The 13,350-nt window shown below is 35.7% G+C and carries 13 protein-coding genes and 1 other annotated feature; of the genes, 3 read left to right on the plus strand and 10 right to left on the minus strand.

Annotated elements, in window-relative coordinates; all coding sequences use genetic code 11:
- The 6 genes from bioC to AAG068_RS20690 form a co-directional block, all read right to left on the minus strand.
- Positions 1 to 810 carry a malonyl-ACP O-methyltransferase BioC gene (bioC, locus tag AAG068_RS20665; RefSeq protein ID WP_342715663.1) on the minus strand — a complete coding sequence of 270 codons (810 nt, stop codon included), beginning with the start codon at positions 808 to 810 and terminating at the stop codon, positions 1 to 3.
- Positions 776 to 1,516, minus strand: coding sequence for an alpha/beta fold hydrolase (locus AAG068_RS20670; protein WP_342715664.1), 741 nt, complete (start codon positions 1,514 to 1,516; stop codon positions 776 to 778). Before AAG068_RS20670 ends, bioC begins: the two co-directional genes overlap by 35 nt.
- Positions 1,513 to 2,700, minus strand: a complete 1,188-nt coding sequence (bioF, locus tag AAG068_RS20675; protein WP_342715665.1) for an 8-amino-7-oxononanoate synthase — start codon at positions 2,698 to 2,700, stop codon at positions 1,513 to 1,515. Before bioF ends, AAG068_RS20670 begins: the two co-directional genes overlap by 4 nt.
- Positions 2,666 to 3,394 (minus strand): ATP-dependent dethiobiotin synthetase BioD, encoded by a 729-nt coding sequence (gene bioD / locus AAG068_RS20680; protein ID WP_342715666.1) that lies wholly within the window; start codon positions 3,392 to 3,394, stop codon positions 2,666 to 2,668. The genes bioF and bioD overlap by 35 nt, the downstream gene beginning before the upstream one ends.
- Positions 3,394 to 4,782, minus strand: a complete 1,389-nt coding sequence (bioA, locus tag AAG068_RS20685) for an adenosylmethionine--8-amino-7-oxononanoate transaminase (RefSeq protein WP_342715667.1) — start codon at positions 4,780 to 4,782, stop codon at positions 3,394 to 3,396. Before bioA ends, bioD begins: the two co-directional genes overlap by 1 nt.
- A gap of 122 nt (positions 4,783 to 4,904) precedes the next feature.
- On the minus strand, positions 4,905 to 5,261 hold the full coding sequence (locus AAG068_RS20690; protein WP_342715668.1) for a hypothetical protein: 357 nt from the start codon (positions 5,259 to 5,261) through the stop codon (positions 4,905 to 4,907).
- A 141-nt stretch (positions 5,262 to 5,402) separates the two neighbouring features.
- Positions 5,403 to 5,623 (plus strand) — a binding site (T-box leader).
- A 277-nt stretch (positions 5,624 to 5,900) separates the two neighbouring features.
- Between AAG068_RS20690 and nhaC the strand changes: the two genes are divergently transcribed.
- A complete protein-coding gene (nhaC, locus tag AAG068_RS20695; protein WP_342715669.1) occupies positions 5,901 to 7,274 on the plus strand; it encodes a Na+/H+ antiporter NhaC in 1,374 nt (457 codons plus the stop codon).
- Positions 7,275 to 7,323: 49 nt separating this feature from the next.
- Here the strand turns inward: nhaC and cpdB are convergent, their stop codons facing one another.
- A complete protein-coding gene (gene cpdB, locus AAG068_RS20700) occupies positions 7,324 to 9,708 on the minus strand; it encodes a bifunctional 2',3'-cyclic-nucleotide 2'-phosphodiesterase/3'-nucleotidase (RefSeq protein WP_342715670.1) in 2,385 nt (794 codons plus the stop codon).
- Positions 9,709 to 10,064: 356 nt separating this feature from the next.
- Here cpdB and AAG068_RS20705 point away from each other — a divergent pair, with 356 nt between their 5' ends.
- Together AAG068_RS20705 and AAG068_RS20710 are read left to right on the plus strand one after the other, a co-directional pair.
- Entirely contained in the window at positions 10,065 to 10,844 is a 780-nt protein-coding gene (locus AAG068_RS20705; RefSeq protein WP_342715671.1) for a GDSL-type esterase/lipase family protein, read from the plus strand.
- A 72-nt stretch (positions 10,845 to 10,916) separates the two neighbouring features.
- Complete coding sequence (locus tag AAG068_RS20710; RefSeq protein WP_000445817.1) at positions 10,917 to 11,363, plus strand: MarR family winged helix-turn-helix transcriptional regulator; 447 nt, start codon at positions 10,917 to 10,919, stop codon at positions 11,361 to 11,363.
- 24 nt (positions 11,364 to 11,387) lie between these two features.
- On the opposite strand, the gene AAG068_RS20715 is transcribed toward AAG068_RS20710, so the two are convergent.
- From AAG068_RS20715 to argF, 3 genes are all read right to left on the minus strand, one after another.
- Positions 11,388 to 11,594 carry a hypothetical protein gene (locus tag AAG068_RS20715; protein ID WP_001976434.1) on the minus strand — a complete coding sequence of 69 codons (207 nt, stop codon included), beginning with the start codon at positions 11,592 to 11,594 and terminating at the stop codon, positions 11,388 to 11,390.
- Between the two features lie 58 nt (positions 11,595 to 11,652).
- On the minus strand, positions 11,653 to 12,213 hold the full coding sequence (locus AAG068_RS20720; protein WP_342715672.1) for a DUF2062 domain-containing protein: 561 nt from the start codon (positions 12,211 to 12,213) through the stop codon (positions 11,653 to 11,655).
- A 178-nt stretch (positions 12,214 to 12,391) separates the two neighbouring features.
- Positions 12,392 to 13,342, minus strand: a complete 951-nt coding sequence (argF, locus tag AAG068_RS20725) for an ornithine carbamoyltransferase (protein WP_342715673.1) — start codon at positions 13,340 to 13,342, stop codon at positions 12,392 to 12,394.
- Positions 13,343 to 13,350: the final 8 nt, after the last annotated feature.

Here is a 13,350-nt window from a genome sequence, read left to right on the forward strand (position 1 = left end):
TCATCTCTTCCCCTCTTTTGTTATATACATAAATAAAGCGTGATACGTTGCCATTATCCCTTCATTTTCCGTGAAGTCTCTTTCGTATATGCGAAGCATCGCACGAAAGAGTGAGGGACTTTGACAATAGGATTCTTCATTACTATTGGTCGCTCCTACTTTTCGAATAGAATGTAGAAACTCCCTAACTTCTGTAAATCTCTCTATGTAACATGTTTCAGAAACATGTACATCCCCTGTTTCTATCTCACATATATGGCGCAACTGGTTTTTCGAATAAAAACGTTGCCCAATCGATGTTTCATTTTGTATATTTTTTTCTTCTTTCGCCCGCTGGAACGAAGCATGCAATTCTTGAAATGTTTCCTGTCCAAACGTTGAAAAGAGTAATATTCCATCTATAGACAAATGATGAAATAAATTTCTTATCACTTGTTTTAAATCATTTAGCCATTGAAATGTGGCATTTGAAATAATGACATCATACGTTTCTTCTAGTCGTAATCTTTCGATATCCTCACAGTAAAATGTTACATTGTTTACATTTTTTCTAGTTTTCGCAACTGCAATCATACTTTCAGCAAAATCAATAGCTGTAATATGTGCTTTCGGAAATAAGTTTGATAATTGCTCTGTAACATATCCTGTCCCGCATCCAAGTTCTAAAATACGTATCGATGCATTTGCACTATAACGCTGATTTAATGTAGAAAGTAATGAATGTGCCATCTTTTTTTGTACATTTGCATATTGATCGTAGGATACAGCTGCCACGTTAAACCGTTTTTGTAGTAACGTTTTGTTGATCATGTCGTATCCCCTCTACAAATTGAATTATCTCATTTACACAATATTCTAAATTCGTTACGCATAATGCATGTCCAGCCTTATTTACTACCTTGAGCATAGCAGTCTCATTCTCAGCCATACTACGCGCTGCAGACAATGGACATATTACATCCTGCTCTCCATGAATAAGCAGTATAGGTACTTTCATTTCTTTCATTTCTTCTCTCATATCTGTTTCTATTAAATAATCTAAACCTAATTGTAAAGACTGAATAGAATCACCTTTAAAGTGTTTTATCATATCTTCAAACCTTTTATTCTCTTTCAGCTCATCTTTCGTAAACATATTTTCATAAAACCGCTTGAGCGTATCTTCTTTCTTTCCCGCCAAATTCTTTTTCAGCCGTTCTACATGCAAAGCATTCCATCCACTCGTATAGTCGCTCGTATTTGTAAATTTGGCAGTACCACCAATTAATACGATACCTTTTGCCTTAACCTTTTTATAAGCTTGAACTGCCGCTAACGCCCCTAGTGACCATCCAACTAAAATTACATTTTCATCCTTTGCTACATCTATTATTCGCCCTGCAAATTCACTTTGTTCTTTCACATTACGCCAATTGATACATTGAACAGAATATCCTTTAAAATACGGCAGAACTAAAGTCCAAATATTTTCTTCCATTCCCCACCCAGGAATAAAAATAATCTTTAGCTCTTTCATACTAAAAACCCCTCTTCTTTACCAATGCGTATAATATGCTGAATAGTCCAGTTCAAATCAGCTATTGTATGTTGGGACGTAACTGCAAAACGGACCCGTGAACTATTAACTGGAACCGTTGGTGGACGAATTGCAATTGCAGCAATCCCTACCTGTTGCAACCTTTTACTAAACCGTAAAGCTGTTTCATTTGAACCGACTACAATTGGTACAATATGAGTTGAGCTATTTCCTATATCAAAACCAGCTTCTCGTAAATGGTTTCTGAAATATGCTCCATTCTCCATAAGTCTCTCTCTTCTTTCATTATCTTCTTTTACGATTTCAATTGCTTTTTGTACCGCTCCTAATGTTCCTGGCGGTAATGCAGTAGTAAAAATAAAGCTTCTCATCATATTGTGTAAATACTCTATATAAATTGCATCGCCTGTCAAATACGCACCATAACACCCTAAAGCCTTACTAAACGTCCCCATATGTATATCTATTTTTTGAGCAAGATCTTCTTCTATATGAGATAATCCAGCTCCGCCGATTCCATATATTCCACTCGCATGTGCTTCATCAACTATAATGATTGCCCCGTATTTCTCTTTCAGCCCCACTAACTCCCTCAAATACGCAGTATCACCATCCATACTAAAAACAGTATCTGTTACGATTAATTTCCGCTTTTCAGGAGATGCTGTTTTTAACAACGTCTCCAGATGATTTAAATCGTTATGACGATACCTTTTATGCTCTGCCCCGCTTAATATAATTCCATCAACGATACTTGCATGATTTAATTTGTCACTAAACACAATATCGTGACGACTCGCTAATGAAGAGATCACTCCAACATTTGCGGTATATCCACTATTTACAACTAAGGCTTTTTCAGTGCCTTTCCAATCACATATACTTCTCTCAACCTCTTCATACAGTGAATAATTTCCTACAACAAGTCTTGATGCCGTCGCCCCAGCTCCATATTTTCTTGTGCATGCAATAGCAGCTTCTTTTAACCTTTCATCACCAGCTAATCCTAAATAATTATTTGACGCTAAATTTAGCATCCTTTTCTCATCTCGAATAAGCCATGTCTCTTCTGCTTTTTCTGTTACATGCAAATTGCGATACTGCCCTTGCTCATTTAATTGTTGCAATTTAGATTGAAGATGTGTGCGCCACGTTTGATTCATTTCGGATAAGCTCCTCTAATTTTGAAATCATTATATATTCTTTAGCAGATTCCAAGACTTCTTCTTTTGTAAACTCACCTTCAAAGAATGGTAATAAACCTAAAACCGGTACCCCACTTAGCTCTTCAATCATTTCTTTATTTTCTTGTACTCTTTCCATTTCGCATTCTTTGCAGCCAGATAAAATTACCCCTGCTACTGTTAAATCATGTGCCTTTGCATAAGCAATCGTTAAAACTGTATGATTTACTGTTCCTAATGTAGGGCGTGCTACTACAATAAGTGGAAGCTTTAATTCTTTTGCGAAATCAATTACTAAAGCGTCCTCTGTATACGGGACAGCTAATCCACCTGCTCCTTCTACAAGTAAACTATTAAACTCTTTCAATTGTTCATTATAGTGATGAATAATGTCCTTTACATGTACTACTCTTCCAGCTCTTTTCATGGCAAGTCTCGGGGCAAGCGGCTCTTCAATAGAATAAGGGCAAATTTCATCTTCTTTTGAAGGTACACCTGATAATGCTTTTAGCCTTGCTGCATCTCCCTCTGGATTTGATGCAACATGTCCACTTTGCAACGGTTTATATACCCCGATGTTATATCCCAATTCTCTAAATACACCTGCTAATGCACCGGCGACTACAGTTTTCCCCACTTCAGTATCCGTTGCTGTTATAAAAAAACCGCTCATTATTCTCCCTCCGTAACATCCGAGATTGCTTTATACAAAATGCGTAACATATCATCAATCTCCTCAATTGTAGAAGTAAGAGGAGGCATAAATACAATCGTATTACCGAGCGGTCGCAAGATCATACCTAGCTCTCTTGAGCGTTTACATACTTGAACACCAACTCTCTCTGTCCATTCAAACGCTTCTTTCGTTTCCTTATTCTTCACAAGTTCAATTCCAACCATTAATCCGCATTGACGAATATCCCCTACATGTTTATATGCAAAAAGTTCTTCTAATTGCGTCGCCACATATTCTGTTTTACGTGCTACTTCTTCTATTAAATTTGTTTTCTCATATAGTTCTAGATTCGCAATTGCTACCGCACACCCTAACGGATTCCCTGTATAACTATGTCCGTGGAAAAACGTTTTTTGTTCTTCATAGCCTCCTAAAAAGGCATTATAAATTTCATCTGTCGTTACAGTAATTGCAACTGGTAAATATCCGCCCGTTAAACCTTTTCCGGCTGTTAAAATGTCCGGCGTTACATTTTCATGTTCACATGCAAACATTTTTCCGGTACGCCCAAATCCAGTCGCTACCTCATCTGTAATAAATAGAACATTATATTTTGTACATAAATTACGTAGCCCTTTTAAGTATCCTTTTGGCATTGTAATCATACCGCCAGCACCTTGCATTAAAGGTTCTACAATAATCGCCGCAATTTCTTCATGTTTATCTTTCAGCAGCTCTTCCATTTCTTCTAAATGTTTTTTTACAATTTCCTCCTTATTATTTCCATAAGGAGAACGATATGTATATGGATAAGGCATTTTAATTGCTTCAAATAAAAGTGAACTATACACTTGGTGAAACAAGTCTATCGCTCCTACTGAAACAGCTCCAATTGTGTCACCATGGTACGCTTCTTTTAATGTAACAAATCTTTGTTTCTTCGGTTTCCCTTTATGCTGCCAATATTGAAAAGCCATCTTAATTGCAATTTCAACGGCGCTAGAACCAGAGTCTGAATAAAACACTTTCTTCAAACCTTCTGGTACAACTTCAATTATTTTTTCCGCCAATAAAATAGATGGAACGTTAGCAAGTCCTAGCATAGTAGAATGGGCAATTTTATTTAATTGTTTACGAATTGCCTCATCTAGTTCCGGTACTTGATGTCCATGAACATTTAACCAAATAGACGAAACACCGTCCCAATATTCATTTCCATTTACATCGTATAGCTTTCTTCCCTCTCCCCGTTCAATAATGACAGGATCTTCTTCTAAATAATCCTTCATTTGTGTAAACGGATGCCATACATAGGCTTTATTTTTCTCCGATAACTCTTCATATGTATATGATGGTTTGTCAGTCGTACTCTTACTAAAAGTCACAATTGTCACCCCTAATGTTAACTAGTTTATAAATATAGTTAACATTAAATCTAAATGACTGTCAATTATTTTTAAATCGAGTAGTTCTTAAAAAAGAACAATTTATCATAAGATAAGTTGTTCTACTTTCCATGTTGTATCTTTCCGATTTCTAAAATAATCTCTTCATCTTTTTTTCCTTCTGTTTCAATTCCAAGTTGTTTTGCATGTTCAATCAATAGATCATGGCGCTTCTCAAATCTTACGGTATTTACTTCTTTCACAACCTCTTCTTTTGTTTCCCCTTCCGTAGAAACCCCTAGTTTCTCAGCTGCTTTTTCCATCGACTTCTTCTCTTCAGCTTCTTTCGCTTTCTTCACTTCTGACTGCTGTATTTGTTTTTTCTTCGCCTGCTCTGATTCAGCTGCAAAAGCTGTGTAAATTCCAGCACTTCCGCCAATGACTAGTAAAGTGGTTAAAAGAATTATTTTTTTCTTCACTCTTTCCTCCCCTTTCAAATTCATTATAACGCACGTTTTCACAGGATTAAAATCGTTCTCCTTTATTTCCTTAAAAAATTATTGAATATTTTTATTGACATGTAAGACGAATATATGATAAAAATTTAACTAACATCATATGAATCGGCATTGATAGGATTTAGTAGTATTTCGATTTCTGATTTCAGAGAGCTGGTGGTCGGTGCGAACCAGTACAGAGCGAATTATGAATTACCCCCTGGAGCTTCTTTTGCGAAACGTAAGGAGTAGTGAAAGACGGTTATAGACCGTTATATCTAAAGAGTGGTGAAACGACACTGTTTCACAATTTAGGGTGGTACCGCGAATTTTTCGTCCCTGCATATATTGCAGGGGCGTTTTTATTTTATTGGCGCATATCATACGACCCTTTATTTTGTGACACATTCATTTCACAAGCTAGGGTGGTACCGCGATTTCTTCGTCCCTGCATAATTATATGCAGGGACGTTTTTTTATCCAATCATTTCCGTATCATATTAAAGAAATAACAATTACCGGTAATTTGTCGCAAAATTCTAAAATTTAGAAGGAAATAAACAATATTGGCGAATTTTATATAAAAAAGAGCTATTTTAGATTACTTAGGAGGGGAAAACAATGGTTTCAAAAATTGAATCTGTTCTTTTAACAGTATTTATCTTTTTCTGTATTGGCTTTAGTGTTATTCAATTAGAAGTTTCACCACACATCCCAATTTTATTTGGTATCGTTCTTTTATTAGCATTTGGATTTATGAAAAAAATCTCTTGGTCTACTATGGAAAAAGGGATGATCAGTAGTATTTCAGCTGGTATTCCATCTATTTTTATTTTCTTACTTGTAGGCGTATTAATTAGTGTTTGGATCGCTGCTGGAACAATTCCAACTTTAATGGTGTACGGCTTCCAGCTTGTATCTCCAAAGATTTTCGTTCCGACTGTTTTTGTTGTTTGTGCAATTGTGGGAACGAGTATCGGTAGTGCCTTTACAACTGCCGCAACTGTAGGACTTGCCTTTATGGGTATGGGTAGTGCTCTCGGATACGATCCAGCTCTAATCGCTGGTGCAATTATTTCTGGTGCATTCTTTGGAGATAAAATGTCTCCTTTATCTGATACAACAAACTTAGCTCCTGCTGTTACGGGTGTAGATTTATTTGAGCATATTCGTAACATGCTTTGGACAACAGTTCCAGCCTTCATTATTGCTTTTATTGCATTTTTCATTTTAGGAAGTGGCACTAGTGGAGACGTTGACTTCACAAACTTTATTAGCACATTAGAGAAAAACACAACGATTTCTATCGTTACACTTATTCCAATTTTATTACTGTTTTTATTCGCATTTAAAAAAGTTCCAGCCGTTCCAACATTGCTTGCAGGAATTGTGGTAGGAATTATTATTCTCTTTATCTTTACACCTAGCACTTCTTTAGCTGATTTAATGAAAATTATGCAAGACGGCTACGTTTCTAAAACTGGTATTAAAGACATTGATAGCTTACTATCTCGCGGTGGTCTACAAAGCATGATGATGTCGATTGCCCTTATTTTTCTAGCTCTTTGTATGGGAGGATTATTACAAGGAATGGGTATTATCACGCAGCTAATGAATATCATCTCTAGCTTCGTAAAAAATAGCACACGCTTAATTATTTCTACTGCTTCAACTGCAATTGGTGTAAACTTCTTACTTGGTGAGCAGTACTTATCCATCGTTTTAACAGGACAAGCATTTGCTAATAAATACGATGAAATCGGTTTAGAACGTCGTAATTTATCACGAGTATTAGAAGATGCAGGTACAGTTATTAATCCGCTCGTACCATGGGGTGTAAGTGGCGTATTCTTAACAAACGTCCTTAGCGTTCCAACATTTGATTATCTTCCATACGCAATCTTCTGTTTAGCCTGCCCAGTCGTAACGATTATCGTCGGTTTTACTGGATTTGGCCTTTCATGGAAGAAAGAAAAAGCAGTAACAATTTCATAACATAATAAAAAGGATTACCTGAATCGGTAATCCTTTTTATATTTCTCGACTATCTATTTGCTTTCTTTCTTCTAAATAACAGAAGTAATCCTGCTCCAACAAACGCCAAACCTGCTCCAATTGTAGAAACAACACTTGTACCTGTTTTCGGTAAATCACGTTCTTCTTTCTTTTCGCTTACAGTTGTTGTTTCTTTTGCTTTTTGATTACCCGTTGTAGTTTGTCCAGATCCTGCATTATTACCTTCATCTGTTGGTGGTGTCGTTGGATTTTCTCCATTACTACCTTCACCTGTTGATGGTGTCGTTGGATTTTCTCCATTATTCCCTTCACCTGTTGGTGGTGTCGTTGGATTTCCTCCATTATTCCCTTCACCTGTTGGTGGTGTCGTCGGATTTCCTCCATTATTTCCTTCACCTGTTGGTGGTGTTGTTGGGTTCTCTCCACCAGTTCCCTTATCATCATCGTTGTTCTTTGTTATATCAATTGCATATTTAGCAAATTCATTTTCAGATGGTCCAACATATGATATTTTTCCATCTTTCTTTATATACTTTTGTGCATTTGGTGAAGAATCGAATGTTGTATGTAATTTATCGGCAACAATCGGTTTAAACGTCCAATTTTTATCTGCTGCTGGATCAATAACTGGTGTTTCTTGCATATACTTCACAATGATTTGACGTGTTTCATCTTGTGATTGATATACAACTTCCCCTTTGCTTACACCTGGGAACGTTTGGCTACTTCCACGATAGTTATTTGTAGCGACGATGAACTCTTGATTGTCAGCTACTGGCTTCCCTTCATACGTCATATTTACGATACGATTCGTATTTGCATTTACAACTTTTCCATCTTTATCGTATTTCGCTGGTTGTGTTACATCAATTTCATATTTTAAACCATCTAAAATATCGAAGTTATATGTAGGATATCCTATATTTACTAATGGCTGTTCTTCTGTTTTCTTTGGATCAATTTGATTAAACTGACCTGCAGACATTTCAAGCCATTCTTTCACTTGTGCCCCATTTACTTTTACAGCATATAACGTATTTGGATATACATATAAATCTGCAACGTTTTTAATCGCTAACGTTCCAGCTGGAATGTCCGTATAATATGTGGCACCGTTTCGGCCACCTGCTTTAAATGGTGCACCCGCAGATAAAACAGGAATTCCTTTATATTTGCTATACTGTCCATTTTCAGCAAATAACTTTTCTACATACCATTTTTGTGCATTTGTCACAAGTTGTACTGAAGGGTCATCTTGTACTAATGAGAAATAACTATTAATTGGAGCTGTCGTTTTTCCTACAGCTGTATTCACATAATCAATTGTCGCTTGATGCTCATCTTTAATTTCATTAACTAATTTTTCATCAGATTGTACGAATGGGTTCCCTTTACTATCAGCAATCGGACGAAGTTGCGGCTTCGATTGCTCTTTTTGTACTTCCCATTTTCCGTTTACCTTTTTCAATTGCATATCAATTATACCTAAGTTACTTCCAAACACACCAGGCATTACAACTGGAACACCATTAAATACATCCTTCACTTCAGTATGTGAATGTCCCATTAATACTGCATCTACATCAGGAACTTCTGTTAAATAATACGACGCGTTTTCCATGCCCACGTTGTATCCACTCTTATCAACACCAGAATGCGCTAGTGCAACGATAACATCTGCACCTTCTGCTTTCATTTTTGGCACCATTTTCTTCGCTGTTTCAACTATATCTTTCGCTTTCACTTTTCCTTCTAAATTTGCTTTATCCCAGTTCATAACTTGAGGTGGAACAAATCCCATTACGCCAATTTTCACTTTTTGTTTTTGTCCTGATTCATCTTCTACTTCTTTTTCAAAAACATGATATGGTTTAAAGTAGTTTTGGTCGTTCTCTTCATTATTATCTTTATCATCTTTATAGACGTTCGAGTTAATAACCGGGAACTCTGTTTTACTAATTACTTTGTTTAAATAGTCCAAACCGTAGTTAAATTCATGATTCCCAAGAGAGATGACGTCATACTTCATTAAATTCATTAAACGATATAATGGATGTGTATAACTAGGATCCACAGGCTTCTTCGGATCATTTATTTTATTCGCTACATAATCTCCAAGTGGTGTCCCTTGTAATGCATCCCCATCATCAAATAGGACAGAGTTCTTCGCTTCTTCACGTGCTTTATTAACAAGTGTTGCAGTTTGTACAAGACCTACTTTATTATCTGTTTTTGTTTGATAATAATCGTAATTCATTAAGTTAACGTGAATATCTGATGTTTCTAGAATTCGTAAGTTAACCGTACTCTCCCCAGTTTGCTCATCCGCATGAGCTGTTGCTGGCAATACTTGCGGCGCTATAACACCAATAGCAAGAGTTGCTCCAGCTAGCATTTTTTTTGACTTTTTCACAAAAAATCCCCCTTATACAATTACCCAAAATAATGAAATGAATCCATCTCTAATCACATACCTTTTTTCTTCTATTGGAGATAAGATTTTCATTTCATCCTGCGCTAATGAGTAGTCCTCTTAAACGCTCGATTGGTGAGATTTTACTCATCGGGAAATATAGCCCTACTAATTAAAATTTCACCTTATCTGACATTATCATATATAATGTACTTTCATATCGTCAATATTTTTTGACATACTTCTACAAATTTTCTGTAAAGTTGTTGTAAACTTTTCATAAACATATAATATGCCCTTACATTGTTAATATTGCTGAATATGATACAATTACCAATTACAAGGAGGATGAATTTATGAAAAAAGTCATCTTAACAATTGTTTGTCTCCTCCTTCTAATCATTTCTTATTCTTATTTCGAAAAGAACGATGAGACAAAACAAAATGAACCTGAAGAAAAAACAGAAAAAACATCTACTCCAAATTGGATTGATAAGCAAACAAACGATTCTTTCTATCATCTCGTACTAGGTGATTCGCTCGCCAAAGGATATGGATCGACGCAAGGCGGATTTGCTGAATTAGCCTCTAAACAAATAGAAGCACAAATTCATAAACCCATTACAGTAGAAAATCTTGGGATAAACGGCCTTACAACAGATCGTCTCGCTAAAAAAATTCAATCAGAAGATGTAAAGCAAAAAATTAGATCAGCAAATATCATTACAATTAATATTGGAGGAAATAATTTATTTCGTTTAAATCGAGATGTTGGTGTTATAGATGGTATTAAAATGTTAAATAAAGAAAAGGCTCATTTTGAAGCGGATGTAAAAAATATTGTAAAGACAGTTCGAGATCAAAATCCGGATGCTTTACTCATTCTTTCTGAACTCTATAATCCGCTACAACTTGATGATTCCATCGCAAGTTATGCAGATATGTTTTTAGATGGCTGGAATGAATCTGTTTATTCCATTGCAAAAGCAAATCAACCGTCTATCGTTTTACCAATTCGCAAATTAATATCGAATGACAAGAAAGAATTACTCTTTGACCAAGTACACCCTAATGACAAAGGCTATACGATTATTGCCGATTCATTTACAAAAAAAGTGTTGGCCTACAAATATTAAAATTTCCATGAAACAATTCTATTTTTATAACATGTCTTTTTTGTTACAATGAGAGTGGAAGGGGGCCTTTATATGGAATCACGCGAGTGGGAACGTATTGTTGATCATCTTCTTTCGCTAGTGCCTCTTTTTTATCGCAAATTTATGCTTCCTGGAGAATTTTCTTCTCAAAGACATATGCCGCCATCACATACACAAGTATTACTGCTTCTGCATGAAAATGGCACATTAGCAGTTTCCGAAATCGGCAAGCGGCTAGCGATTTCACGGCCTAACATGACACCTCTATTAAACAAACTGATTCAAGAAGAACTAATAGAGCGTCATTATAGCGAAAAAGATCGACGGGTCATTTTAATTTCCCTAACAGCTGAAGGGAAATTGTTAGTAAATCAGTATCAGCAATTCATTTTAGACAAACTAAAAGAAAATTTTCAAACATTATCTGAGGAAGAACGTGAAAAGCTCATTCACTCTCTTCAAACCATTCAAAATTTAATTTTGAAAACAAACGCATAAAGCTGCTTCTAAATAGAAGCAGCTTTATGATTCGTAATAATTACCATAATATACATTTGAATATGGCCATGTCGTTAAATATGGTTTTTGATCTTGCGTAGGTTGTTGAGATGGTATTTGCGGTAGTTGCTGTACTTGTTGTTGTCGATATAATTCATATTGTCTACTCGTATCATAAACCGGATAATAATTTACATATGGATATACTTGAGGTACGTAATAATAATACATTCATTCTCTCCTCCTTTTTCTTAAACATATTCAAAGGAGAAAATGAGTGTGACACTCTTTATATTTGCACGAGTGGTTCTCTCACTCTTTTCTTTCTATTCTTCAAACGTAACTTACGGTTCTTTTCATATAAATAATGCACAACGAAATATGAAACTACACCAAACACAACCCCTAAAATCGTCATTCCAATTAATACATACACTTCACTCTGTAATAAGCTCTTTAATATCGTAAAAATGTGACTTGAAAACAAGTCCGATATCGTAAAGGGTTCATGATGTATTTTTTGTACATGAAATGGATAAATCATTTTCCCTAGCGCATACGCAAGCGGAAATAAAACTACTGGGAGAAACGATATTTTTCCAATAATATTGCCAATAACCGCAGCAGGAAAAGATCCCTTTGCTAACCTGACGATTGGATAAAATATTAAATAAACGAGTGATGCCGTATATATAACCAACATCTCTAAACCAAAACCAATCGCAAAACCTAACGATACTTTCTTTGCTCCTTCTGGCGATCGAAGCAACTTATAATACTGAAACTTTAATATTCTCCACATCCGCTGAAAAAACGAATATGTTTTCTTAGTTGTTTTCACTCTCATCATCTCTTTAACTATATTTTTATACCTAGTATGCCCTTACACACTCCGAAAAACAAATTTCATTTTCTCTTTTATTATAGATGATATCGAAATGGTTAACTAAATATACATATGACATTTCACTATAAAAAAATACACCCCCAATTGTTATTCGTATCTCGCAACTGGAGGTGTACATTATTTAGGAAAGCTCTTCTACATTTTTAAATAAACTTACTAATAATGCTTTTTGCGCATGCAATCGATTACCAGCTTGCTCAAAAACGATAGACTGTGGTCCGTCTATAATTTCTCCTGTCACTTCCTCTTCGCGATGGGCAGGTAAACAGTGTAAGAAACGATATGTTTGCTTCGCATGCGTAACAAGTTCTTTATTGATTTGGTAAGGTTGAAATAAAGTATATTTCTCTTCTTCTCCCTCTTGCCCCATACTCATCCAAACGTCAGTATAAATGAAATCTGCTTCATTCACCGCTAGTTCAGGGTTATGCAAAATTTCCATTTTCGCTCCTGTTTCTTCAGCAATCGCTAATGCTTTTTTTACAATTTCCTCATTCGGTTCATACCCTACAGGCGTTGCAACAGTCATATGCATTCCGACTTTCGCACTCGCTAACAACAATGAATGACATACATTATTTCCGTCACCTACGTAAGCCAATTTTATTCCTTTAAATGTATTTTTTTCTTCATATATTGTCATTAAGTCTGCCAATGCTTGACAAGGATGATGATCGTCCGTTAAACCGTTAATTACAGGTATGCTCGATTCTTTCGCTAGCTCTTCTACATCCGCATGTGAGAATGTACGTATCATGATCCCGTCAATATAATGAGATAATACTTTTGCAGTATCTGAAACGCTCTCTCCTCTTCCAATTTGCATCTCTTTCCCACTTAAAAACATACCATGTCCTCCGAGTTGTACCATTCCTGCTTCAAAAGATACGCGAGTACGAGTTGAATGTTTATCAAAGATAAGCCCTAATATTTTGCCCTGTAATAAAGGCTCCTGCTTATTCTTTTTTAAATATATAGCGAATTCAATTAATGAAATGATTTCTTCTTGTGTCAATTCTTCTAAAGTTAAAAGGTCTTTCGTATTTAATTTCGGTACTTGTACAGTTGACATGAAACTTC

Source organism: Bacillus paramycoides, from assembly GCF_038971285.1.
Classification (GTDB): Bacteria; Bacillota; Bacilli; order Bacillales; family Bacillaceae_G; genus Bacillus_A.

Coding starts and splice junctions, on each gene's coding strand:
- bioC (WP_342715663.1), bottom strand. CDS start 810: ATGATCAACAAAACGTTACTACAAAAACGGTTTAACGTGGCAGCTGTA.
- AAG068_RS20670 (WP_342715664.1), bottom strand. CDS start 1,516: ATGAAAGAGCTAAAGATTATTTTTATTCCTGGGTGGGGAATGGAAGAA.
- bioF (WP_342715665.1), bottom strand. CDS start 2,700: ATGAATCAAACGTGGCGCACACATCTTCAATCTAAATTGCAACAATTA.
- argF (WP_342715673.1), bottom strand. CDS start 13,342: ATGTCAACTGTACAAGTACCGAAATTAAATACGAAAGACCTTTTAACT.
- AAG068_RS20710 (WP_000445817.1), top strand. CDS start 10,917: ATGGAATCACGCGAGTGGGAACGTATTGTTGATCATCTTCTTTCGCTA.
- nhaC (WP_342715669.1), top strand. CDS start 5,901: ATGGTTTCAAAAATTGAATCTGTTCTTTTAACAGTATTTATCTTTTTC.
- AAG068_RS20715 (WP_001976434.1), bottom strand. CDS start 11,594: ATGTATTATTATTACGTACCTCAAGTATATCCATATGTAAATTATTAT.
- AAG068_RS20720 (WP_342715672.1), bottom strand. CDS start 12,213: ATGATGAGAGTGAAAACAACTAAGAAAACATATTCGTTTTTTCAGCGG.
- bioD (WP_342715666.1), bottom strand. CDS start 3,394: ATGAGCGGTTTTTTTATAACAGCAACGGATACTGAAGTGGGGAAAACT.
- AAG068_RS20705 (WP_342715671.1), top strand. CDS start 10,065: ATGAAAAAAGTCATCTTAACAATTGTTTGTCTCCTCCTTCTAATCATT.